Source organism: Ruegeria denitrificans (genome assembly GCF_001458295.1).
Taxonomy (GTDB): domain Bacteria; phylum Pseudomonadota; class Alphaproteobacteria; order Rhodobacterales; family Rhodobacteraceae; genus Ruegeria; species Ruegeria denitrificans.
The window spans coordinates 278,018-301,482 of the sequence record NZ_CYUD01000001.1; the positions used below are offsets into that span (position 1 = coordinate 278,018).

Consider the following 23,465-nt stretch of genomic DNA (forward strand, 5'->3'; position numbering starts at 1 on the left):
CCAAATGGCTGCAAAGGACGTCAAGTTTACTACCGATGCCCGCAACCGCATGCTGCGCGGGGTCAATACATTGGCCGACGCGGTCAAGGTGACCCTCGGCCCGAAAGGCCGCAACGTGGTTCTGAGCAAATCCTTCGGCGCGCCGCGCATCACCAAGGATGGTGTGACCGTGGCCAAGGAAATCGAACTGGAAGACAAGTTCGAAAACATGGGCGCGCAGATGGTGAAAGAAGTCGCCAGCCGCACCAATGACGAAGCCGGCGACGGCACCACCACCGCAACCGTTCTGGCACAGGCAATCGTTCGCGAAGGTCTGAAGCAGGTTGCAGCGGGCCTGAACCCGATGGACCTGAAGCGCGGCATCGACCTGGCAACTGCCAAGGTTGTTGAAGGCATCAAGTCGGCTTCGCGTGAAGTTAAGGACAGCGCAGAAGTTGCTCAGGTTGGCACCATCTCGGCCAACGGCGAAGCCGAAATCGGTCAGCAGATCGCGGACGCGATGCAGAAGGTTGGCAACGAAGGCGTTATCACCGTCGAAGAAAACAAAGGTCTGGAAACTCAGACCGACGTTGTCGAAGGTATGCAGTTCGACCGTGGCTACCTATCGCCTTACTTCGTCACCAATGCCGACAAGATGATTGCAGATCTCGACGACTGCATGATCCTGCTGCACGAAAAGAAACTGTCCTCGCTGCAGCCGATGGTTCCGCTGCTCGAGCAGGTGATCCAGTCGCAAAAGCCGCTGCTGATCATCGCGGAAGACGTTGAAGGCGAAGCGCTGGCGACTCTGGTTGTCAACAAACTGCGTGGCGGCCTGAAAATTGCTGCTGTCAAAGCACCGGGCTTCGGCGATCGTCGTAAAGCCATGCTGCAGGACATTGCAATCCTGACCGGCGGTCAGGTCATCAGCGAAGATCTGGGCATGAAGCTCGAGTCCGTTACCATGGACATGCTGGGCACCGCCAAGAAAATCGAAATCACCAAAGACGAAACCACCATCGTCGACGGTGCTGGCGAGAAGGCCGAGATCGAAGCACGTGTTGCTCAGATCCGCACTCAGATCGAAGAAACCACCAGCGACTACGACCGTGAGAAGCTGCAAGAGCGCGTTGCCAAACTGGCAGGCGGTGTTGCCGTTATCCGCGTTGGCGGCATGACTGAAGTTGAAGTGAAAGAGCGTAAGGACCGTGTGGACGATGCACTGAACGCGACCCGCGCTGCTGTTCAGGAAGGCGTTGTTGTCGGTGGTGGTGTTGCTCTGGTTCAGGCCGGTAAAGCACTGGAAACTCTGGAAGGCGCTAACGCTGATCAGGACGCGGGCATCAACATCGTTCGCAAGGCAATCGAATCGCCGCTGCGCCAGATCGCTGAAAACGCGGGCGTCGACGGTGCGGTTGTTGCTGGCAAGGTTCGCGAAAGCGACGATGCCGCATTCGGCTTCAACGCTCAGACCGAAGAATATGGCGACATGTTCTCGTTCGGCGTGATCGACCCGGCCAAAGTTGTCCGTACCGCTCTGGAAGATGCGGCATCGGTTGCAGGCCTGCTGATCACCACCGAAGCGATGGTTGCTGACAAGCCCGCCAAAGAAGGCGCACCTGCTGGCGGCAGCATGCCCGACATGGGCGGCATGGGCGGCATGATGTAAGCTAAGTCACAAGAAGGGGGCCCCGGCCCCCTTCGTTTTTTGCGAGCAACGGGCTTCATCGACCGAAATAGGCTGTCCTCACCCGCAGCGAAATTTGAGAAAGCCCGCGACCAGTAAACTCCCCATACCTAGTTCGGGGCACCTGAACGAATGGCCGGTTATCGTACGCATTGCCCTACAAAAAACCATGCTGGTGCAGCATTTTGAGCGACGTTTGCATTTGCAGCACGAAAATGAAATGACCGACATGGGCTCGAAGCGGACAGACTAACTCTTTTTTTACGTGACTTCTGGATACAGGCCTTTACCCGCACCGCTTCACAATCACCGACCCCACCGAATACCCCGCGCCGAACGAGCAGATCAGCCCCACGTCTCCGGCGGTCAGGTCATCCGAATATTTGGAAAACGCGATGATCGACCCGGCCGAGGAAGTGTTGGCATAGTCCTGCAGGATATTGGGCTGTTCACCCGCTTCGGGCTCGCGGCCCAATACCTTCTTACCGATGAAGTCATTCATCGTTTTGTTGGCCTGATGCAGCCACAGACGTTTCAGGTCACCGCTGCCAAACCCTTCGGATTCCATGTGATCCGAGATGTGCTTGCTGACCATCGGTAGTACTTCTTTGAATACTTTCCTGCCGTTCTGCATGAATTGCATGTCTCGACGGTCGACCACACCATCGGGGCGCGAACGGCGCAGGAAGCCGTTATTGTTGCGGATGTTATTCGAGAAGGACGTGGCGCATCGGGTCGAAAGAACTTCGAAATGCGGGCCCGTCGCGTTTTCGATCCGCTCGATCAGAGTAGCCGTCGCCACATCACCAAAGATAAAGTGGCAATCCCGGTCGCGCCATTCCAGGTGCCCCGAACAGATCTCGGGGTTGACCACCAACGCGGACCGGACCGAACCCGAGCGGACCATGTCTGCCGCAGCCTGAATGCCGAACGTGGCCGAGGAACAGGCGACATTCATGTCGAAGCCAAAGCCGTCGATGCCCAAAGCCTGCTGTATCTCGATTGCAATCGCAGGGTAGGCGCGTTCATGGTTTGACGCGGCGCAGATCACCAGATCGACATCCTTGGCGTTGCGGCCTGCCTGATCCAGCGCTTTTTTGCAGGCATCCACGGCCATCTCGGTCATGATGCCGGGTTCGTCATCGCTGCGTTGGCGCAGCAGGGGGTGCATCACGTCCGGGTCCAGTACGCCTGCTTTATCCATCACATAACGGTTTTCGATACCCGATGCCTTGAGGATGAACTCTTCGGACGAATGTTGCATCGGCTCGATCTCGCCCGCTGCAATCGCGTCGGCATTCCTGGCGTTCTGCGCGTCGGCATAGGCATTGAAGGCGGCGACAAGTTCGGCATTGGTGATAACGTTCTCGGGGGTGAAAACACCGGTGCCGGTGATTGCGGGCGTATACATGGCGGGTCCTGAATGTTTCGAATCCGCTTAAAATGCAGTCGCTGCGGGCTTTGATCAAGATAAGGTGACCCAAGGGAATGCGGTGTAAACAGTCAAATTACTGCTTCACATCTTGAATGGTTCATAAACTGAAGTATATGACGCCACGGACACACGGAGCCCCAAATGCCGGAAAACATTAGCGACAGACTTGGCCGTCTAAGCCCCGAAATCCTGTCAATCATGGGAGTGTATGCCCTGTATTGGAAACTGGAAGAGGCGTTCGATTGCATTGAAACGGAACTGAACCACCCGGAATGCCACATGTTGATCAAGCTGGATCAACCCAAGCGTATGGGCGTTCTTGCGGCAGATATGCTGAGTGTCCCTTCGACCATAACTGCCACGGCGGACGGTTTGGAAAAGGCCGGGTATCTGACCCGTGAACGTGACCCCGAAGATCGCCGTGCCTGGCTGCTGGTTCTGACCAAACAGGGCGAAGAGGCTCGGGACATGCTGGTGTCAGAAGCCGGAGACCTTTTCCACCGCGCGTCAGGGCTGGATGCAAAAGAAACTGCCGAATTTGCGCGTTTGGCGCACAAAATCCGAGACAACATCCTGAAATCAGGAATTCCCGAGGGATTGACGAAATGAAACTCCTCTCTTTGCTGAGTGCGATCCTGATCGTACTGACGACCCCGGTTCTGGCACAAGACACCGCCAAGCCAGTCAAACTAATGCAGGTGCGCGAAACCGCACCGGGCTTTTCACGCCAGTTTTTTGGGCGCGTGGCCGCCCGTCAAACCGTCGACCTGGCCTTTCAGGTCTCGGGTCAGATTGTTGACATGCCGGTGAACGAAGGCTTTGTGATCCCCAAGGGTGAGTTAATTGCGCAGCTAGATCAGGCCCCATTCCAGCGTCGGTATGACCGCGCAGTTCTGCAACAGGATCAGGCGGATCGGACCGTGGCCCGCCTGTCCCGCCTGCGGGGCACCACCGCCAGCCAAGTGGCCGTGGACGATGCCGAGACCGAAGCGCAACTGGCCGATATTGCTGTACGGGACGCGGAATACGATTTGGAACATGCCACTCTGACGGCACCGTTCGACGCGCTGGTGTCCAGTCGAGCGGTCGAAGCATTTACCACCGTGTCCGCTGGTGCACCCATAGTGCGCATCCATGATATGTCCGAACTACGGATCGAGGTCGACGTGCCTGAGATTCTGTTTCAACGCTCAGGCCAGGAAGAAGACATCACAATCACTGCGAAATTCCCGGTCAGTGACGAGGTGTTTCCCCTTCAGATTCGTGAATTTGACGCCGAAAGCTCGACCGTGGGGCAAACCTTTCGCATCCAGTTTGGCCTGACCCCGCCCGAGGGGTTGCAAATCCTGCCGGGCTCGTCCGTGACAGTAAATGTTCAGGTGCAGGATGATCAGACCGGTATCGTCATTCCGGCTGCGGCCATCGTCGCGGGTGCTGATGGTGCGCTGGGCGTCATGGTGTTTTCGCCAGTTGGCGCTGACGAAGGCGCCGTCCGATACGTCCCGGTCACCATCGAACCCACTCAGACTGGCGAAGTTCGGGTGCTGACTGGCCTGTCGGATGGCGACGAAATCGTTGTTGCGGGTGGAAGTGCGCTGACCAATGGTCAGGCCGTGCGCCGTTTTGCCGGCTTTGCGAACTGAGGGCACACAGATGAACATCGCGCGCGCCTCTATCGACCGGCCGATCTATACGTGGTTGATTATCCTGATTGCCCTGTTTGGGGGCATCTGGGGTTTCCTGTCGCTGGGTCGTCTGGAAGACCCGGCTTTCACCATCAAGAACGCCGTCATTGCCACTCAATATCCCGGGGCCACAGCGGAAGAAGTGGCGCTGGAAGTTTCGGAACCATTGGAATCTGCCATTCAGCAGATGGGAGAGGTCGATACGATCACTTCGGTTAACCAGCCGGGATTTTCGTTGATCGAGGTCGAGATCAAATCGACCTATGACGGCACAGAGCTGCCTGAGATTTGGACCAAACTGCGCGCCAAGGTGCGCGACGCATCGCGTGCATTGCCATCGGGTGTGAGCCCGCCTTTGGTGAATGACGGGTTCGGTGACGTGTTCGGCCTGTTTTACGCGGTCACAGCCGAAGGATTTTCGGACGCCGAAAAACATGAACTGTCCACTTTTTTGCGACGCGAATTGCTGACTGTTCCCGGCGTTGCGGATGTCGAGGTGATGGGCTTGCCGGAAGAGGCGATCTTTGTCGAACCCGATCTGGCCATTTCCGTGAACCAGAACGTTCCGATCGCGGCCCTCAACGAGGCCATCGCAAACGCGGATTCGGTGAATTCGTCAGGTTCGGTCCGGACGGATAGTGACCGCACCACGATTCTGACCGCCGAAGGATCGGACACCGTGTCAGCCATTGCCGGTTTGTCGCTGGGATCGCAGGGGCAAGTGATCAACCTGTTCGACATGGCGCACGTGTTCCGTGGCCGCCAAACCGACCCTGATGTCATGATCCGATTCAACGGAACCGAAGCGTTCACACTGGGCATTGCGGGCCTGTCGACTGAGAACATCGTCGAAGTTGGTCAGCGCGCCGACGCCAAATTCGCGGAACTGGACGCTCAGATTCCCTTTGGCGTCGAAATCCTGCCGATCTATCAGCAGCATGTGGTGGTCGAGCAGGCCTCGAACGACTTTCTGGTGAACCTTGCCATGTCGGTCAGCATTGTTGTCGCGGTGTTGGCTATCTTCATGGGCTGGCGTGCGGCGGTGGTCGTGGGCTCGACCCTGTTGCTGACCGTGGTTGGGACGCTGCTGTTCATGTCGATCTTCTCGATCGAGATGGAGCGCATTTCACTGGGCGCCCTGATCATCGCGATGGGGATGTTGGTGGACAACGCCATCGTGGTGGCCGAGGGGATGCAGATCGCCATGCTGCGTGGTAAAAATTCCCACGATGCGGCGGATGAGGCGGCATCGAAAACGCAAATCCCGCTGTTGGGCGCGACGGTCATTGGCATCATGGCTTTTGCCGGCATCGGTCTCAGCCCGGACGCGACGGGTGAGTTCCTGTTCTCACTGTTTGCGGTGATCGGTATCTCGTTGCTACTCAGCTGGGTTCTGGCGCTGACGGTGACGCCGATGCTGGGGCATTACTTCTTCAAACAGGGTAAAGAAGGCGCAGTGGATGCCTATGGCGGCATCATGTTCCGTGTTTACGGTGCAATCCTGCGCTGGGCTCTTCGCATGCGCTGGCTGGTGATTGCCGCGCTGGTCGGGGTGACGGTGGCGTGTTTCGCGGGCTTCGGGCTGGTGAAGCAGCAGTTCTTCCCCGACTCGAACACACCGCTGTTCTTCGTGCATTACAACCTGCCGCAAGGAGCGCCCATTGCACGCACGGCCGAGGACATGGCGGTCTTCGAAGACTGGTTGGCCGAGCGGGACGATGTTGTGTCTGTCACCACTTTTGTCGGGCAAGGCGCAACACGGTTTTTGTTGACCTATTCGGCTGAAAAACCAAACCCCGGCTACGGGCACATGATAATTCGCACGGAAACGCTGGATGACATTCCGGTGCTGCAGGCGGATCTGGAGGCGTTTGGTCAGGCACAATTCCCCGAGGGTAAGTTCCGCACCAAGCGGCTGATCTTCGGCCCGGGTGGCGGCGATCCGATCCAGGCGCGGTTCTCAGGCAGTGATCCGGCAGTATTGCGCACGCTGGCCGATGAGGCCGTGTTGAAAATGCGCGCGGCGTCCCCCAATGCGCTGAACGTCTATCACGACTGGCGTGAACAGGAACTGGCCGTCCAGCCGATCTATGCGACTGAACGGGCCCAGACCGCAGGTGTGTCTCGCGAAGATATTGCCGCGACTTTGCAGTTTTCGACGGACGGGATCACTGCCGGGGAATTCCGCGAGCGGGACCGTCTGATCCCCATCATTCTGCGCCGTCCGGCCGACGGGGATTATTCGATTGTCGATCAGGTCGTGTTTTCGGAAGAGTCGGAAAAATTCGTTCCGATCGAGCAGATGGTCGATGGGTTCGAATACAAACCGCTCAACACATTGGTGCATCGCCGTGACCGGGTGCTGACGATCACAGTAGGGGCCGATATCCCACCCGATATGACGGCGGCACAGGTCCATTCTGAGGTGCGCGGAGCCATCGAAGACATGGACCTGCCACCGGGCTATCGGATGGAATGGGGCGGTGAGTTCGAAAACGCGGGCGAGGCCAACGAAAGCCTTGGACGTCAGTTGCCCTTGAGCCTGCTGATCATGGTGCTGATCTCGGTACTGATCTTCAATGCGATCCGTCAGCCTATCATCATCTGGTTGCTGGTGCCGATGTCGGTGAACGGCGTCGTGATCGGCCTGCTGGGTACGGGTCTGCCGTTCACCTTCACGGCGCTGCTGGGGCTGCTCAGCCTGTCGGGGATGCTGATCAAGAACGGGATCGTTCTGGTGGAAGAGATCGACCTGGTCCGCGCCACTGGCAAACCACTGCGCGAGTCGATTGTTGAAGCCTCAGTCTCGCGTCTGCGTCCGGTGATGCTGGCCGCGATCACCACCATACTGGGGATGGCACCCTTGCTGACGGATGCGTTCTTCCGCTCGATGGCGGTGACAATCATGGGTGGTCTGGCCTTTGCCACGATCCTGACCATGGTTGCGGCTCCGGTCTTTTACATGGTGTTCTTTGCACGCGATGAAAAACGCGAGACCGTACAAGCCTAATGGCTACCGGGCGGCTGTTTCAGTCGCCCGGGTCCTTTGCCGGGTCGTAGTGATAGTAAAAACAGGACAGCTTGTTGCCGTCCGGGTCGCGCAAATACGCGACATAGAAATCAGGTGCGTAACAGTCCCGCGTACCCGGAGCACCTGCATCCGTGCCACCATGTTCCAAACCTGCCGAGTGAAAATGCCGGACTTGTGCTGCGCTGCCGACCGGAAAGGCAATCATCGTTCCATTGCCCACGCTGGCCGCCCCGCCATCATAAGGTGTACAGACCCAAAACCCGGTACCGGCATCGGGATGGCTTCCCCAGCCCGCGCGATCTTTTGACCAGCCTGGAAGGCGTGGCTGATCCAGTACAGAAAAGATCGCGTCATAGAACTGGATGGCTCGCGACAAGTCATTGGTTCCGTAAGTGGTGTAAAGGCGCATGGTTTCACCGGTTGTTTAGAACAGCATCATGCGGCCCGCGAAAACACAGGGAAAGCGAAAACGGCGCTGTAGTTCGCGTCAGATCAAGGGGATCAGCGGCACGTCGCACGCGGCAAGCGTCATCAAAGCGGCGAGAACCATAAACCTTCGCATTTCTCATTCCTTCTGCTCGTTTGCAGAAAAGATGCGCGCCCGACGACACAGGATCAACGGGCGTGGAAAGTTTGGTCAAAAATGCGCGGGTTTCGCCGCTTGTGGCCGGTTAGCCCTGCAGCGATTTTACCTCAACATCCCCTTCGGCCTGCGCCTTGATGGCCAGTGCTGCGGCGTGGCTTGCAGCAGCGGTGGTGAAGTAGGGGATCTTGTCATACAGCGCGATCGATCGGATGGACTTGCTGTCCTCGACCGCCTGCGCGCCTTCGGTGGTGTTCATCAACAACTGCACCTGACCGTCTTTCAGCATGTCGGCCACATCCGGGCGGCCTTCATAGACCTTGTTGACCACGTCGCAAGCTACGCCCTGTTCGGCCAGCCAGGATTGGGTGCCGCGTGTCGCCACCAGCGTGAAACCCTGTTCGGTCAGCACCTGAGCGGCCTCTAGCATCGCGGGGGTCTTGTCGGCATCCTTGATTGAGATAAACGCGCGACCCGAGGACGGCAGCACCATACCGGCCCCCATCTGTGCCTTGAGGAAGGCGCGGGGGAAGTCGCGGTCCCAGCCCATCACCTCACCGGTGGAACGCATTTCCGGGCCCAGAATGGTGTCAACACCGGGGAAACGGGCAAAGGGCAGAACCGCCTCTTTCACCGAGAACCACGGCATGTCCGGATCGGCCAGCGTCATCTGGTCAGCGATCTTGGTGTCCTGACCGTCTTGATAGGGCGGGCGTTGCGGGAAATTCGCCAGCTTCTCACCGGCCATAACACGCGCGGCAATCGACGCAATGGCACTGTCGGTCGCTTTGGCGACAAACGGTACGGTACGTGAGGCGCGCGGATTGACCTCGATCAGGTAGATCTCGTCATCCTTGATGGCGAACTGCACGTTCATCAGACCGACAACATTCAGCGCCTTGGCCAGTTTGAACGCCTGATCTTTGATCTGAGCCAGGATTTCTTTCGACAGCGAGTAGGGTGGCAGCGAACAAGCCGAGTCGCCCGAGTGCACGCCAGCCTCTTCGATATGCTGCATGATCCCAGCGACATGCACGTCAGTGCCATCGCACAGCGCGTCAACGTCCAGCTCGACCGCACCGGCCAGATAGCTGTCCAGCAGAACAGGGCTGTCGCCCGAGACCACCACGGCCTCGTTGATGTAGCGCTTCAGCTGCTCCATATCGCGCACGATTTCCATCGCGCGGCCACCCAGAACATAAGAGGGGCGGATCACCAACGGGAAGCCGATCTCATCAGCAATCTCTAGCGCCTGCTCATCGGTCGACGCGATGCCGTTTTTGGGCTGTTTCAGGCCCAGATCGTTGACCAACGCTTGGAACCGTTCACGGTCTTCGGCAAGGTCAATCGCGTCTGGCGTGGTGCCGAGGATCGGAATGCCCTCTGCCTCAAGCGCGTTGGCCAGTTTCAGCGGGGTCTGGCCGCCGAACTGAACGATCACACCGTGCAGCGTGCCGTTCTCCTGCTCTTTCGTCAAGATTTCCATGACGTGTTCGAAGGTAAGAGGCTCGAAATACAGACGGTCCGAGGTGTCATAATCGGTCGAGACCGTCTCGGGGTTGCAGTTGACCATGATGGTTTCATAACCCGCTTCGGTGAGCGCGAAACAAGCGTGGCAGCAGCAATAGTCGAATTCGATGCCCTGACCGATCCGGTTCGGGCCACCGCCAAGGATGACAACCTTTTTGCGGTCAGAGGGGCGCGCCTCGCATTCGACCTCACCCATCATGGGCGCTTCGTAGGTTGAATACATATAGGGCGTCTGCGCCTCGAACTCAGCCGCGCAGGTGTCGATGCGTTTGAACACGGCATTGACGCCCAGATTGCGGCGGGCGCGACGGACGTTGTCTTCGTCACGACCAGTCAGATTGCCCAGACGCGCGTCGGTGAAGCCAAGCATTTTCAATTTGCGGATGCCGTCTTCGGTCACTGGCAGACCGTCTTTGCGGACCACACGCTCAGCCTCGATGACTTCGCGGATGCGGGCCAGGAACCATGGGTCGAATTTGGTGACACCAAAGATTTCGTCGTCGGTCAGACCGTGACGCATGGCTTGGGCGATGGTGCGCAGACGGTCAGGGGTCTGCTGGCTGATCGCCTTGATCACGGCGGCTTTGTCGTCTGCTTCTTCCCAGACGCCAACGTTCAGGCCAGGGATTTCGACCTCATCAAATCCGGTAAGGCCCGATTCCATCGAAGCCAGCGCCTTTTGTATCGATTCGTGAATTGTGCGGCCGATGGACATGGCCTCACCCACCGATTTCATGGCGGTGGTCAGGTAAGGCTCGGAACCGGGGAATTTCTCAAATGCGAATTTCGGGATCTTGGTGACGACATAGTCGATGGTCGGCTCGAACGACGCGGGCGTGACCTTGGTTATGTCGTTGTCCAGCTCGTCCAGTGTGTAACCCACTGCCAGCTTCGCAGCGATCTTGGCAATTGGGAAACCGGTAGCCTTGGACGCCAGCGCCGACGAACGGGACACGCGGGGGTTCATCTCGATCACGACCATACGGCCATCAACCGGGTTGATCGCCCATTGAACGTTCGAACCGCCGGTCTCGACCCCGATCTCACGCAACACTGCAATCGAGTGGTTACGCATGATCTGGTATTCTTTGTCGGTCAGGGTCAGGGCAGGGGCAACGGTGATCGAGTCACCGGTATGCACGCCCATTGGATCCACGTTCTCAATCGAACACACGATAATGGCGTTGTCGGCGGTGTCGCGCACCACCTCCATCTCGTATTCTTTCCAGCCCAGCAGGCTTTCGTCGATCAGGATCTGGCCAACGGGCGAGGCGTCCATGCCCGTGCGGCAAATATGAATATAGTCTTCTCGGTTATATGCCACGCCGCCGCCTGTGCCGCCCAGCGTAAAGGCAGGGCGGATGATGGCGGGCAGACCCACTGTCTCAAGAGTTTCGAGGGCCAGTGCCACACCGGCGTTCAGATCCTTCTTGCCGCTCTCGTCCTTTGGGGCCGTTATGATCTCGGCTTTTGGATTTTCGATACCCAGCCGGTCCATCGCCTCGCGGAACAGGGCGCGGTCTTCGGCCATTTCAATGGCGTCGCGCTTAGCGCCGATCATCTCGACGTTGAATTTGTCCAGTACGCCCATCTCTTCCAGCGCCAGCGAGGTGTTCAGGCCGGTCTGGCCGCCCATCGTGGGCAACAAGGCGTCGGGGCGTTCTTTCTCGATGATCTTGGCGACAACTTCGGGGGTGATCGGCTCGATATACGTGGCGTCAGCCAGACCGGGGTCGGTCATGATAGTGGCCGGGTTTGAGTTCACCAGAATGACCCGGTATCCTTCTTCCCGCAGCGCCTTGCAGGCCTGAGCGCCGGAATAGTCAAACTCGCAGGCCTGACCAATGACGATGGGCCCCGCTCCGATGATCATGATCGACTGGATGTCGGTTCTTCTGGGCATGGCCTGGTTCCTTTGGTTATCTGCGAGTCAGGACGCCCCCATGCGCCCAAATTGTCCTGCGTTATAGGGACCGCGCGAAAAGGTTCAAGGGGTATCGGAAACGGTGACGAAATTGCCGCTTTCCCCTCTTTCCCTTACCGCCGTATTCTCTATACCGCGCAGCACGACAAATGAGGATGCAATTGCGTATTCGTTTCGATCAGGGGCCAGCCGGGCCGGGAACCAGTTTCGACCGGCCAGCCCATGTGATCCGTGCAGATAAGCCGGACGACGTGCCCCAGGCCCTGGTGGCGCTGGATGAAGCACGTGCCGATGGAGCTTGGCTTGCCGGCTATGCCAGTTACGAGCTGGGATACGTGCTTGAGTCGCGTCTGGCTGACCGGTTGCCCGCGGATCGCCGCCTGCCTTTGATTTGCTTTGGTGTTTATGACGCCCCGGTGCTACGCGAACTTCCCTCGGCGGCTGGTGGTGTCACCGGGTTTGAACCCCGTTGGGATGAGGCGCGGTATACGCGCGCCTTTCAACAGGTTCATGACGCCATCGGGGCCGGCGATATCTATCAGGCCAACCTGACATTTCCCATCGACCTGACCATTCAGGGCGACAGCGCTTCGCTGTACGCGGCGCTGGCATCCGGGCAACCGGTGGGCCATGGCGCGCTGGTGCAGCAGGACGGTTTGCCCGATCTGCTCAGTCGCTCGCCTGAATTGTTCTTTCATACCGATGCGGACCGGGGGATTGAAACCCGCCCGATGAAAGGCACGCAACCTCGCAGCGATGATATGGCTGAGGATGCACGACGCCGCGCATTCCTGTCGATTGATGAAAAGAACCGGGCAGAGAATCTGATGATCGTCGATCTTCTGCGCAACGATATAAGCCGCGTCGCGCTGCCCGGGTCGGTCAAAGTACCCGAACTGTTCAAGGTCGAAACTTATGCCACTGTGCATCAGATGGTCTCGCTGGTGCAGGCCCAGCTGCATCTAGGGGCCGAGTTGTCCGATATCCTGACAGCGCTGTTCCCCTGCGGCTCGATTACCGGTGCGCCCAAAATCCGGGCGATGGAGATTTTGGCCGATCTGGAGCCCTGGCCCCGCGACATCTATTGTGGCGCCATAGGCTGGGCCGCGCCGGACGGGCGGTCTGAGTTCAATGTGGCAATCCGCACGCTGATGGTCGAGGACGACAAGGCCACGCTGAACGTGGGCGGCGGCGTGGTCTGGGACAGTACTGCCCCATCGGAATACGAGGAAGCGCTATGGAAAGCCCGCTTTGCCCACCAGCTGATCCTGACTTCCGCGTAATCGAAACGCTGGCCTTTCGTCCGGGGCAGGGGTTCGTGCGGGAAGATCGCCATCTGGCTCGTATGGCGCGATCGGCCGAAGCTTTGGGTATTTTATTCGATGCCGTGTTGGCGGTTGAAAAACTAGAGGCGGTGGCCGGTGCGTCGTCGCTGCGCTGCAGGTTGACGCTGGCTGTGGACGGGCAAATGGAGGTGACAACCGGCGCACTAGCCGACAACCCTCCAGTGTGGCGGGTAGCCATTTCCGAGGCGCGCCTGAACGCGTCTAATATCTGGTTGCAGCATAAGACAACTCAGCGCGCGATGTATGACAACGCCCGCACGGCTTTGCCCCAAGGAGTTGACGAGTTCCTGTTCCTGAACGAGCGCGATGAGTTGTGCGAAGGCACCATCTCCAACCTGTTTGTTCACATGCCGGACGGCCGCCGTCTTACACCCACCCTGTCCTGCGGCGTGCTGCCGGGAGTTCTGCGCGAAGAATTGCTGGATAATAAACAGATTACCGAAGCCAACCTGACCTTGACCGACCTGAAAAACGCAACAAAACTCTATATGGGTAATTCGTTACGTGGCCTGATCCGGGCGGAGTTGGCATAAAGTGAGCAAACATACCGATTGGGCCGGCAGCGCGGTACCGCATATGCGATTGCGACTGGAATTTGGATTGTTCTTTGTCGCCGTGCCGGTGTTGATCGCCGTGCTTTTCCCGCCCGACTGGATGTTTCCATCGCTGTTTACCTTCACGGCCATCGGTATCGTGTTGTTGTATTTCACGCCCGGCTTTGTTTGGGATGAGCTACGATACAACTGGCGCAACTGGTCCTGGCGCGAAGTCGCGGTTTTCACGGTCGCCATGACGGTTTTCTGTGCGGTGCTTGTGATGTCTACGCGCCCTGAGGCGGCCTTTTTTCTGCTGCGCAACCGGCCCGAGTTTTTGTTGGTGATCTGGCTGGCCTATCCTCTGTTGTCAGCCTTGCCGCAAGAACTGCTGTTCCGCTCGCTTTTCTTCCGCCGCTATCACGCGATCCTGCCAAACGGGCGGGCGGCTTATCTGCTGAACGCAGCGCTGTTTTCGCTGGCGCATCTTATGTACTGGAGCTGGATCGTGGCCATCATGACCTTTGCCGGAGGGCTGTTGTTTACCTGGGCCTACCGCAAACGCGGATCGTTTTTCTACGCGGTCCTGTTGCACGCGATTGCGGGGAACATCATTTTTGCTGCCGGTCTGGGTATCTATTTTTACTCGGGCAACGTGCAAAGGCCGTTTTGACGGCGCGACCTGCCTTGACTTTCCAATCCTGACAGGGTGTACCGGCGCGACGAATTCTGCGCCCGAAGGGATATTCCATGCACGCCTATCGCAGCCACACCTGCGCCGCTCTGACCGCCGCCAATGTTGGTGAAACCGTCCGCCTGTCCGGTTGGGTGCATCGTGTCCGAGATCACGGCGGCGTGCTGTTCATCGACCTACGCGACCATTTCGGCGTGACGCAAGTTCTGTGCGACGGCGACAGTGCAGCATTCGCGGAGCTGGAAAAAGTCCGGTCCGAATGGTGCATCCGCATTGACGGCAACGTCAAAGCCCGCGACCCCGAACTGGTGAATCCGAAATTGCCCACCGGTGAGATCGAAGTATACGTGCGTGAATTGGAAGTGCTGGGTGCCGCCGACGAGCTGCCGCTGATGGTATTCGGCGATCAGGAATACCCTGAGGAAACCCGCCTGCGCTATCGTTACCTGGACCTGCGCCGCGAGGCGATGCAGAGCAACATGACCCTTCGCTCGGATGTTGTCGCGTCGATGCGTCGACGCATGTGGGATCAGGGTTTTCGGGAATATCAAACGCCGATCATCACCGCATCCTCGCCTGAAGGCGCGCGCGATTTTCTGGTGCCCTCGCGTCTGCATCCGGGTAAGTTCTACGCGCTGCCGCAAGCCCCGCAGCAATTCAAACAGCTGATCATGGTGTCGGGCTTCGACAAGTATTTCCAGATCGCGCCCTGTTTCCGCGACGAAGACCCGCGCGCCGACCGCTCTCCCACCGATTTCTATCAGCTCGACCTGGAGATGTCGTTTGTCGAGCAACAGGACGTGTTCGACACGATCCAACCCGTTCTGACCGGCGTGTTCGAAGAATTCGGCGGTGGCCGCATGGTTGATCAGGAGTGGCCGCAGATTTCCTATAAGGATGCGGCACTGTGGTATGGCTCTGACAAGCCGGACCTGCGCAATCCTATTAAAATGCAAGTGGTCTCCGACCACTTCCGCGGGTCTGGTTTCGCGATTTTCGCGAAGCTGTTGGAGCAGGAAGGCACTGAAATACGCGCCATTCCCGCACCATCAGGTGGCAGCCGTAAGTTCTGTGACCGCATGAACGCCTTTGCCCAGAAAGAGGGTCTGCCCGGTATGGGCTATATCTTCTGGCGCGATCAGGGCGAAGGCATGGAGGCCGCAGGCCCGCTGGCCAAGAACATTGGCCCCGAACGCACCGAGGCGATCCGGCAACAGCTGGGTCTGGGTGTAGGCGATGCGGCGTTCTTCCTGGGTGGCAAACCCAAAGCCTTTGAAAAGGTGGCCGGCAAGGCCCGTGACGTGATTGGTGAAGAATTGAACCTGACCGAGAAGGACCGTTTTGCCTTTGCTTGGATTGTCGATTTCCCGATCTACGAACAGGATGAAGAAACTGGCGCGATCGACTTTGAACACAACCCCTTCTCGATGCCACAGGGCGGAATGGAGGCGCTGCAAGGCAATCCTCTGGACGTGCGCGGTTATCAGTACGATCTGGCCTGTAACGGCTATGAGTTGGTCTCGGGCGCGATCCGGAACCACAAGCCTGAAATCATGCTGAAGGCCTTTGAGCTGGCAGGCTACGGTGAGGACGAGGTCAAAAGCCGCTTTGGAGCGCTGTTCAATGCCTTCCACTACGGCGCCCCGCCGCACGGTGGCTGCGCTGCGGGCATCGACAGGATCGTCATGCTGCTGGCCGATGAGGCCAACATCCGCGAGGTCATGATGTTCCCGATGAACCAGCGCGCAGAAGACCTGATGATGGACGCACCATCCGATCCGACCTCGGATCAGTTGATGGAGCTGGGATTGCGGATCATTCCGCAGGAATGATCAATCGCCCGTCGTAGCCCCTGCGGCGGGTTTTTCATGTGCGGCAGACATTGATACCGAGCGATTAACGTTTTGTGGTAAAATCTGAGCCGCTCCAGCGTTGGTCAACGGGCACGGCCGTGATCCGCGCGCGATCCGGATGTTTCGTGCAGTTGCGCGGGTCTGGAAATAGGCCCAAACGATCAGGATCGTGGACGTCAGGAAATAAGCGGTCGCCATCTCAGATTGCCTCACGCTGTTCCAGGCGCGCCTGAACGATACCGTCGACCTGTGCAGCCAGCGCGGTAACCGGCGCGCCGTCTTTGCGCGATGCGGTAAGTTTCTGCGCGGCGTCCGCCAGAATTTTGTCTTCGGCATCCCGGGCAACTCCAAGCAGGAATTGGGCTGCGTAATCCAGGGTGCGATGATCGTTTGGCCCGGCCAGCACATCCGCGATATGGGCCATGTCATCCTGATAGGCCATGGGATCGGGGTGGATGACCTCATCTCGGATCGCGTGCAGGCTGTTGGGCCGACGGTCTTCAGGCAGGCTTTCCAGAATGAACTGTTGAAAATGAGAAAGTGATTTCAGCGGTTTGGCCAGGAACCCATCGGCACCTGCCCGCAGCGCGGTATCTTGACTGTGTTGATCGCCGGACATACCCAAAATGGCGCCGATACGCGGCGTAGCCTCGGTCAATTCGGCAATCAGGTCGGCACCTGAGCCATCCGGCAGGCCGATATCGACCAAAATGACCGAAGGGCGGTAAATCTGCAGGTGACGTCGGGCCGAGGTCAGGCAATCCGCCCGACGGATGCGCGCACCGCTGTGCAGACACATCAATCGGATTGCATCGCAGGCATAGCGGCTGTCTTCGACAACCAGAATGGTTTGGCCCAGCAGAGGCCGCGTGGCCGTCGGCTGCGCGGGTGAGGCGAAGGGGCTCGAATCGTCCATGGCAGAACTCCTAATCAGCAGATGCCCTACGCTAGGAACTTCTGGCTAACACCGGGTTAACGGCAATTTGGCGCACTTGTTCTTTGACCAAACACCCCCCATAACCACTGCAACGCAGAACACAGGAGAGTTCAATGATTGGTCGCCTGAACCACGTCGCCATTGCCGTACCCGATCTTGAGGCCGCGTCCGCGCAATACCGCAATGCGCTGGGTGCCAAGGTTGGCGCGCCGCAGGACGAGCCCGATCACGGCGTTACCGTTGTGTTCATCGAACTGCCCAATACCAAGATCGAATTGCTGTATCCACTGGGTGAGAACAGCCCGATCAACGGGTTTCTGGACAAGAATCCCTCCGGCGGTATCCATCATGTCTGCTATGAGGTCGAGGACATCATCGCCGCACGCGATCAATTGAAGGAAACCGGCGCGCGTGTTCTAGGTTCGGGTGAGCCGAAGGTCGGTGCCCATGGCAAGCCTGTGCTATTCTTACATCCCAAAGACTTTAACGGCTGTCTGGTCGAACTGGAACAGATCTAACTAAGTGAGGCTGTCATGACGATCACTGCTGCACTGGTCCTGTTCGCCGTCATTTGGTTCATGACGCTGCTGGTTGTGTTGCCCATTCGTATCAAAACGCAGGGCGATATGGGTGATATTGTTCCGGGCACCCATGCGGGCGCGCCGGAAGTGCATCACATGAAGAAAAAGATGTGGATCACCACCGGTGTTTCGGTGGTGCTCTGGGCCATTATCGCCGGGATTATCATTTCGGGTGTGATCTCGGTTCGCGATTTCGACTGGCTGAACCAATTGGAGTCGCGGGGCTGAGCGTCAGGAAGTTGGTCCTGACAGCTTATGGAAAATGTGGGTGAATGTGGCGGCCCCAAGGATTGGGATCACCAGATTCACCAGCGGTACTGAAAGCGGAATAGCCATCAAGGTGCCCGCAAGCCAGATGGTAGCGGAATGCTTGGCGCGCAGCTTGCGAGCGCCTTCGCGCCCAACCCGCCGCATTGCTGCCAGCGTAAAATACTCTCGTCCCAGCAAGAACCCGTTCATGGCCCAGAAGATGAACGGAGCCAGCGGCGTGAAGATCGCATAGAGGATCAACGCCAGTAGGTTTGCCACTATCAGCACGCCCATAAAGCTAATCGCGTCCCTTAGCCCGTCGCTGAACGGGATGCCCGGAACAGCAGGCAGGGTAGGGTAGTGTTTGTTCTCGACTGCTTGCGCGACCTCTTCCAGAAACAAGGACGTAATCGCCGAAGCCACCGGCACCATCAGGAACACTGGCAGAATCAGAACCACGAAGATGCCGGAATAGTTCAGCACATCATTCAGCCAGGGCACAGTCCCAATCCAGGGCAATGAAATCTCATCCCCGGACAACCCGTTGATCAGCCAGATTGCTCCGGCGCACGCCGCGATCAACAATACGATCGTCAGACCTACACCGCGAAGCAGGACCGCGCGGAACTTGGGGTCTCCGATCTGACCGAGCGCCGCGAAAAAGGCGTTGAGGATCATCATTCAACGACCCATTCGGTTAGGGCAGCCACATCCGGGCGGGGGCGTTCTGGCGGGACTGTGCCTTCGGTGGCAATGTGGATCAAGCCTGCGACACGCTCGTTATCCTGCAGGCCAAAGGCCAGGCGACAGAATTCAGGATCATGGGTTTGCCAGCCCGACAGCCAGTTTGCCCCCCAACCCGCCGCCAGCGCCGTATTCAGCAGGGCCAGGCAAACAGCACCAGCTGAATAGGTCTGTTCAATGGCTGGGATTTTCTCTGACGGTTTTTGTGCCTCGACCACCGCAACGGCCAGATGGCCCATGTCAAACTGGCTTTGCGCCTTTGCAATCTCCTCGGGTGTCTTGCCCAAGGCAACTCCCCGGGTCTGCGTCAGCGCCGAAAGGCGTGGCATCGTGCCTTTCTCGAGCACGATAAACCGCCACGGTTCCAGCTTGCCGTGATCGGGGCTGCGGGCGGCGGCGGTCAACAGCGGCAACAGCTCATCCCGTGTGGGCGCCGGAGCAATCAGCGTTTTAGCGGGACGAGACCGGCGCGATTGCAGAAATTCCAGGGCAGCCGGGTTTTTCAAGGACATATGTTAACTTCCTTTACATGAGCATTCCGTATCTGGTTGAGTATCTGGCGCTTTTCAAGCGCAATCCGCTGGACATGCCGGATCAATTTCATTCCCCGGTTTCCCGTGCAAGAGTGTTTGCGGGCAAGAGGTAAAAAGATGGCCCGGCCAAAACTGCGCGACACACCTGATCTAAGCGCTTATGCCTCACCCGAAGTAGCAATTCCGGTCCGGGTCACGCGGAAAGCCGCACAGGACAGCATCGCGGCGAAACAGGGTTCAATCCGCATCACGGTGACTGTGCCGCCCGAAAACGGTAAGGTGAATGAAGCGGTGAGCTGGATACTGGCCACGGCCATGCAAATGGCCCCTCGGCGCTGTTCCTGAAACAGGGCCAGGCGGCGAGGGAAAAGCTATTTGTCTATTCGCCTTGATCGGGTCTTTCGTGGATTTGATACACCCCTTCCGGCAGATCCAGCGCGGCGGCCAGATCGCGGACCTGTTCAGGCGACAGGGTTATTTTCTGTATCTGGTCCGTACGTGGGTCCAGCTGCTCAAGCGTCACACATTCGGCGAAGCTGTTGATGACGACATCCTCTTGCAAAGGCTTGGGGCCTTCATCCACCAGAGTAATGACCGTCGAGTCGAATTCATGCTCAATCGAAAACATGTAACCAGAGTGCAGGCCACAGCGCGGCAATGCAACCCGTTCCCGCGCAATCCGGCGGTGGCAGTCCCGCCAAGGCCGCGCTATGGTTTTCCAAACGGGGTCGCCGTTTCAAAGGAAAATGAATGCGCCGTCTGACCTTTTTGCTGTTTCCTCTGGTACTGACGGCCTGCAGTGCTGGAGTCCTACGTGTGCAACCGGCAGCGGAATGGTCGCTGGATTCGGATGCGTTTCAGGTCGACGCGGCCGCGTTTCGGGACATCAGCCGCCAAGTCGGCGACGAAGCCCGCGCGGAATGTTTGCGCCAGGCCAAAGTCAACAATTGCGATTTCACGATTCTGGTTGACCTGAACCCGCGCGCATCAGCCAATGCATTTCAAACTTTGGATGAAGATGATCAACCGGTGATAATTGTAACGCGCGCGATGATCCAATCAGTGCAGAATCCTGACGAATTAGCCTTTGTCATGGGCCACGAGGCGGCCCATCACGTGCTGGGGCATATCGCTCGGCAATCGGAGAACGCCCAGGAAAGTGCGGTGATCTTCAACGAACTGGGCAAGCTGCATGGCGAGGGCGGAGAAGACCTTGAACGCACACAGAAACTGGGGGCCGAGGTGGGCGTGCAAGTGAACGTGAAAGCGTTCGAGCTTGAGGCCGACCAACTGGGAACAATCATCACCCATAACGCGGGATACAATCCTTTGGTCGGTGCCAAATACTTTGATCGTATACCCGATCCAGGGGATCAGTTTCTGGGTACCCATCCTCCTAATGCCGCGCGGGTTCAGATTGTTCTTGAAACCGCGAAACAGCTGGGTTTGACACAATGACGGCCGTGACCCAACTGGGCGTGATCCTGACGGATCGAGGATCGAAATACGCAGTGTCGGGCGCAGCCGTCAGCACGCGGGCGAATGTTGATGCGGTCTTGCAACAGCTCAAGTCGGACAAGGCTTACGCTAAGGCCACGCACAACACATGGGCGGCCATGTTGCCGACTGGGGCGCTTAAGGCCGATGATGGGGAAAGCGGCGCGGGCATGGTGATCCTGCGGATGTTGGAACGCGCCGGGCTCGACAATCATGTCGTTATTGTCACTCGCTGGTACGGTGGCAAAAAGCTGGGCGGGGATCGCTTTCGACGGGTTCAAGACGCGACCCGTGCCTATCTGGATCATATTGGCGCCGGGCTTTGACCTGAATCAAAGGCTTATATTTCAGGCTGCGATATCCTGTTCTGGACGTGCGACAGGAAAGGACTTTTTATGCCCGACCGCGAAGTGCTGAAACACCACGCCGGTCTTGTGGACCGGATGGCCACCAAACTTGGCGTGGATCTGCAACAATCGGCGATTGATGGCGATGTTTCGATCGACCAGCTGTCCGACGCCGTGCTGAGATGTACCGGCTGCGCAAACCCCAGCCATTGCCAGAACTTTCTAAGACAACCTGCCCAAGCGCGCCAAACGCCTGAGTATTGCCGCAATCGGGACTTGCTCCGAAAGCTGCTGCCATGACGACCAGAGTGAGGATAACCGCTGCGCCGGCACATAGTCGCCTGGCGCAGCATAATTGCTGAAATCTGCAACGCCTTGCCGTGTTGGATACAGAACAAAAACAGGAAAGCTGATGGCACGGAATGTTCTTGGAGATGTCGAAAAACATTTTTGGCTGACACGTTCGGTTGCGCGATGCATGAATATCTCGTTCACCGAAGCAATGGCAAAGGGACACCTGACGCCAGAGCGCTACGCCGAACTAGTGACTCGTTGTCGGGTATCGCAGTGCAGCGACCAATGTGGCAGTTGGTTATCTGAACAACAGTCCGAAGCCCAAAGGGCCCCCGAATTTTGCGCCAACGCCGATCTGTTAAACGCGATGAAAACGTGATTACAACTTGGAATGGGATCCGTCGCACAGCGGCGGTTTCGCGCTGTGCTTACAGCCACAGAAAAAGACTTTCTTAGTGCTGTCCGCAGTATATTTGACCGGTTCGAACCCGGTGCCCTTGTGCGATCCATCGCAAAAAGGCTGCCGTTTGGATTGGCCGCAGGCGCACCAGAAATAATTTTTCCCTTCGGTCACCTCGACCGGAAAGGGGCCTTTTTGCGCGATGGTGGGGCTGTCTGACATTTGGCTACTCCGTCTTTGGCTGGTGTCACCCTACCAGTGTAGGTCGATACGCGAAATACGATAGCATTTGCTCATAATTCCGCTGTTTCTGAGAGGGTTACCGGCGTTGTTCCGCCTTTCCTCACAAATGCGTGATTGATTTCGTTGCAAAAATACCATTCAAGTCGTATTGTGAGACCGGCCCCGGATTCTTGGGCAATATCAGGAAATTAATAGAGGAATGACGGACATGAAACTCAAATTTGCTGCCGTTGGCGCATTTGCCCTTATTTTGGCTGCTTGCTCGCAGCAGGAAGAACCGGCGCCGGTTTATATCACACCCGAATATGATAAATTCGGCACACCTAGCTGCCCGGCAGGCACTGAGCTGGCCACGACAGAAGCAGGCCAGACCGTCTGTAATCCGGTCGCACAATAAGTATTCCGTGGGCGGCTTTATTGCGAAGCCGCCCACACCTATTCACCGCCGCCGCCGCCCTGAGGGCGGTTTTTTCTTGCCTGTCACATCCCGTTTCGGCTTCAGTTCAATTCACCAAAACAAAGAATGCTGATGAGAAACTTCTTTACACACCTCAAGGATCGCACCCGTTGGAGTTGGCAAGGTTTGTTGTCAACTTGGCGCGATGAGTATTCGTTTCGTAGCTGGGTTTGGGCAAATCTTGTTTCGTTCGCGTTAGTCCTGTGGCTACCGATTGGGACCGCCGAACGTGGTCTTATTATTGTACTGGGAATTTTGGTGCTTGTGGCCGAGCTTTTTAACACCGCTTTAGAGCGGGCGGTGGATTTCACGTCAACTGAACAACACCCTCTGGCCGGTCAGGCGAAGGATGCCGCAAGCGCAGCGGTTGCGCTTACGGCGATTGCGGCAGGGGTTGCTTGGATTGTGGCCTTGGTTGCGTTGATCTGAGCCAACGGTTCGGTTCAGTAACGTTTGTAGTGAAAACTTTGTCTTGGATGGAACAAACTGCGTCCATGCTGCCTGTGCGGAGTGTATGAATAGCGCCCGAATTTCAGCCGTTTAATACCGGAACGCTTGACTGTTGTCTTAGGCTTCTCTTGCTTTTGGAAGTGATGCTTGGGCGTCGAGACATAATGTTTTTGTACATTAGGCTTGCTGCGTTTTTCAACGCTTTGTGCGCTACCCAACAAAGCACCAAATCCTGAGGCGCTTCTGGCTTGGTTCTGCGCGCTGGCCGCAGTTCCGAAAAAATGCGCGGCAAGTACAAGAGCCGCACAGAGTGAGTTGAAAGGAAACTTGCTATACATGAAAACCTCCTTTTTTGGCTTCATGTATCAAGTCGTATCCAGCAGCAAATTCTTCCAATAAACTCGGGTAACGCTTTTCCGATCCAGTTTGTTCCTAAAACATCAAGGGCTTAGC

Annotated in this window: 27 protein-coding genes; 17 read left to right on the plus strand and 10 right to left on the minus strand. The window is 57.6% G+C overall.

Annotated elements, in window-relative coordinates:
• Positions 1–4 precede the first annotated feature (4 nt).
• Positions 5–1,648, plus strand: a complete 1,644-nt coding sequence (gene groL / locus RUE5091_RS01275; RefSeq protein WP_058280065.1) for a chaperonin GroEL — start codon at positions 5–7, stop codon at positions 1,646–1,648.
• Between the two features lie 304 nt (positions 1,649–1,952).
• Here the strand turns inward: groL and RUE5091_RS01280 are convergent, their stop codons facing one another.
• The gene (locus RUE5091_RS01280) at positions 1,953–3,077 is read right to left on the minus strand and encodes a beta-ketoacyl-ACP synthase III (protein ID WP_058280066.1); all 1,125 of its coding nucleotides are present in this window, start codon (positions 3,075–3,077) and stop codon (positions 1,953–1,955) included.
• 165 nt (positions 3,078–3,242) lie between these two features.
• On the opposite strand from RUE5091_RS01280, the gene RUE5091_RS01285 reads away from it, so the two are divergent.
• Genes RUE5091_RS01285 through RUE5091_RS01295 form a run of 3 tightly spaced genes read left to right on the plus strand, consistent with a single transcriptional unit; the run spans position 3,243 to position 7,796 of the window.
• Positions 3,243–3,710, plus strand: coding sequence for a MarR family winged helix-turn-helix transcriptional regulator (locus RUE5091_RS01285; RefSeq protein ID WP_058280067.1), 468 nt, complete (start codon positions 3,243–3,245; stop codon positions 3,708–3,710).
• Positions 3,707–4,744, plus strand: a complete 1,038-nt coding sequence (locus tag RUE5091_RS01290; protein WP_058280068.1) for an efflux RND transporter periplasmic adaptor subunit — start codon at positions 3,707–3,709, stop codon at positions 4,742–4,744. Before RUE5091_RS01285 ends, RUE5091_RS01290 begins: the two co-directional genes overlap by 4 nt.
• Positions 4,745–4,754: 10 nt before the next feature.
• A complete protein-coding gene (locus RUE5091_RS01295) occupies positions 4,755–7,796 on the plus strand; it encodes an efflux RND transporter permease subunit (RefSeq protein ID WP_058280069.1) in 3,042 nt (1,013 codons plus the stop codon).
• A 19-nt stretch (positions 7,797–7,815) separates the two neighbouring features.
• Here RUE5091_RS01295 and RUE5091_RS01300 read toward each other — a convergent pair whose 3' ends face one another.
• Positions 7,816–8,226 (minus strand): VOC family protein, encoded by a 411-nt coding sequence (locus tag RUE5091_RS01300; protein WP_058280070.1) that lies wholly within the window; start codon positions 8,224–8,226, stop codon positions 7,816–7,818.
• A 262-nt stretch (positions 8,227–8,488) separates the two neighbouring features.
• The gene (carB, locus tag RUE5091_RS01305; RefSeq protein ID WP_058280071.1) at positions 8,489–11,833 is read right to left on the minus strand and encodes a carbamoyl-phosphate synthase large subunit; all 3,345 of its coding nucleotides are present in this window, start codon (positions 11,831–11,833) and stop codon (positions 8,489–8,491) included.
• Positions 11,834–12,009: 176 nt separating this feature from the next.
• On the opposite strand from carB, the gene RUE5091_RS01310 reads away from it, so the two are divergent.
• From RUE5091_RS01310 to aspS, 4 genes are all read left to right on the plus strand, one after another.
• Positions 12,010–13,137: an aminodeoxychorismate synthase component I gene (locus RUE5091_RS01310; protein WP_058280072.1), complete on the plus strand. Its 1,128-nt coding sequence runs from the start codon at positions 12,010–12,012 to the stop codon at positions 13,135–13,137.
• Positions 13,092–13,733: an aminotransferase class IV family protein gene (locus tag RUE5091_RS01315; protein ID WP_058280073.1), complete on the plus strand. Its 642-nt coding sequence runs from the start codon at positions 13,092–13,094 to the stop codon at positions 13,731–13,733. Before RUE5091_RS01310 ends, RUE5091_RS01315 begins: the two co-directional genes overlap by 46 nt.
• Before the next feature lies 1 nt (position 13,734).
• Entirely contained in the window at positions 13,735–14,406 is a 672-nt protein-coding gene (locus RUE5091_RS01320; RefSeq protein ID WP_058280074.1) for a CPBP family intramembrane glutamic endopeptidase, read from the plus strand.
• A 77-nt stretch (positions 14,407–14,483) separates the two neighbouring features.
• Positions 14,484–16,259: an aspartate--tRNA ligase gene (gene aspS, locus RUE5091_RS01325; RefSeq protein WP_058280075.1), complete on the plus strand. Its 1,776-nt coding sequence runs from the start codon at positions 14,484–14,486 to the stop codon at positions 16,257–16,259.
• On the opposite strand, the gene RUE5091_RS01330 is transcribed toward aspS, so the two are convergent.
• Positions 16,260–16,478, minus strand: coding sequence for a hypothetical protein (locus RUE5091_RS01330; protein WP_058280076.1), 219 nt, complete (start codon positions 16,476–16,478; stop codon positions 16,260–16,262).
• 1 nt (position 16,479) lies between these two features.
• Entirely contained in the window at positions 16,480–17,196 is a 717-nt protein-coding gene (locus tag RUE5091_RS01335) for a response regulator (protein WP_058280077.1), read from the minus strand.
• 134 nt (positions 17,197–17,330) lie between these two features.
• On the opposite strand from RUE5091_RS01335, the gene mce reads away from it, so the two are divergent.
• Both mce and RUE5091_RS01345 read left to right on the plus strand, forming a co-directional pair.
• Entirely contained in the window at positions 17,331–17,735 is a 405-nt protein-coding gene (gene mce / locus RUE5091_RS01340; RefSeq protein WP_058280078.1) for a methylmalonyl-CoA epimerase, read from the plus strand.
• Between the two features lie 15 nt (positions 17,736–17,750).
• Entirely contained in the window at positions 17,751–18,026 is a 276-nt protein-coding gene (locus RUE5091_RS01345) for a DUF1467 family protein (protein WP_058280079.1), read from the plus strand.
• Between the two features lie 3 nt (positions 18,027–18,029).
• Here RUE5091_RS01345 and RUE5091_RS01350 read toward each other — a convergent pair whose 3' ends face one another.
• The gene (locus RUE5091_RS01350) at positions 18,030–18,725 is read right to left on the minus strand and encodes an EI24 domain-containing protein (RefSeq protein WP_058280353.1); all 696 of its coding nucleotides are present in this window, start codon (positions 18,723–18,725) and stop codon (positions 18,030–18,032) included.
• Positions 18,725–19,303, minus strand: coding sequence for a nitroreductase family protein (locus tag RUE5091_RS01355; protein WP_058280080.1), 579 nt, complete (start codon positions 19,301–19,303; stop codon positions 18,725–18,727). Before RUE5091_RS01355 ends, RUE5091_RS01350 begins: the two co-directional genes overlap by 1 nt.
• Before the next feature lie 138 nt (positions 19,304–19,441).
• Here RUE5091_RS01355 and RUE5091_RS01360 point away from each other — a divergent pair, with 138 nt between their 5' ends.
• Positions 19,442–19,669 carry a DUF167 domain-containing protein gene (locus tag RUE5091_RS01360; protein ID WP_243470693.1) on the plus strand — a complete coding sequence of 76 codons (228 nt, stop codon included), beginning with the start codon at positions 19,442–19,444 and terminating at the stop codon, positions 19,667–19,669.
• Between the two features lie 34 nt (positions 19,670–19,703).
• On the opposite strand, the gene RUE5091_RS01365 is transcribed toward RUE5091_RS01360, so the two are convergent.
• Positions 19,704–19,952, minus strand: coding sequence for a DUF8831 family protein (locus RUE5091_RS01365; RefSeq protein WP_058280081.1), 249 nt, complete (start codon positions 19,950–19,952; stop codon positions 19,704–19,706).
• 122 nt (positions 19,953–20,074) lie between these two features.
• Between RUE5091_RS01365 and RUE5091_RS01370 the strand changes: the two genes are divergently transcribed.
• The 4 genes from RUE5091_RS01370 to RUE5091_RS23490 all read left to right on the plus strand — a co-directional run bounded on the left by RUE5091_RS01370 (position 20,075) and on the right by RUE5091_RS23490 (position 21,841).
• Positions 20,075–20,782 (plus strand): M48 family metallopeptidase, encoded by a 708-nt coding sequence (locus RUE5091_RS01370; RefSeq protein WP_058280082.1) that lies wholly within the window; start codon positions 20,075–20,077, stop codon positions 20,780–20,782.
• Positions 20,779–21,147, plus strand: a complete 369-nt coding sequence (locus tag RUE5091_RS01375; protein ID WP_058280083.1) for a YigZ family protein — start codon at positions 20,779–20,781, stop codon at positions 21,145–21,147. The genes RUE5091_RS01370 and RUE5091_RS01375 overlap by 4 nt, the downstream gene beginning before the upstream one ends.
• A 69-nt stretch (positions 21,148–21,216) precedes the next feature.
• Positions 21,217–21,468, plus strand: a complete 252-nt coding sequence (locus tag RUE5091_RS01380; protein ID WP_058280084.1) for a DUF6455 family protein — start codon at positions 21,217–21,219, stop codon at positions 21,466–21,468.
• Between the two features lie 112 nt (positions 21,469–21,580).
• Positions 21,581–21,841: a DUF6455 family protein gene (locus RUE5091_RS23490; RefSeq protein WP_058280085.1), complete on the plus strand. Its 261-nt coding sequence runs from the start codon at positions 21,581–21,583 to the stop codon at positions 21,839–21,841.
• On the opposite strand, the gene RUE5091_RS01390 is transcribed toward RUE5091_RS23490, so the two are convergent.
• A complete protein-coding gene (locus tag RUE5091_RS01390) occupies positions 21,842–22,084 on the minus strand; it encodes a CDGSH iron-sulfur domain-containing protein (RefSeq protein ID WP_058280086.1) in 243 nt (80 codons plus the stop codon).
• 229 nt (positions 22,085–22,313) lie between these two features.
• On the opposite strand from RUE5091_RS01390, the gene RUE5091_RS01395 reads away from it, so the two are divergent.
• Together RUE5091_RS01395 and RUE5091_RS01400 are read left to right on the plus strand one after the other, a co-directional pair.
• A complete protein-coding gene (locus tag RUE5091_RS01395; RefSeq protein ID WP_058280354.1) occupies positions 22,314–22,502 on the plus strand; it encodes a hypothetical protein in 189 nt (62 codons plus the stop codon).
• A gap of 132 nt (positions 22,503–22,634) precedes the next feature.
• Positions 22,635–22,991 carry a diacylglycerol kinase gene (locus RUE5091_RS01400; protein WP_058280355.1) on the plus strand — a complete coding sequence of 119 codons (357 nt, stop codon included), beginning with the start codon at positions 22,635–22,637 and terminating at the stop codon, positions 22,989–22,991.
• A gap of 14 nt (positions 22,992–23,005) precedes the next feature.
• Here the strand turns inward: RUE5091_RS01400 and RUE5091_RS01405 are convergent, their stop codons facing one another.
• Positions 23,006–23,350 (minus strand): hypothetical protein, encoded by a 345-nt coding sequence (locus tag RUE5091_RS01405; RefSeq protein WP_131726261.1) that lies wholly within the window; start codon positions 23,348–23,350, stop codon positions 23,006–23,008.
• Positions 23,351–23,465: the final 115 nt, after the last annotated feature.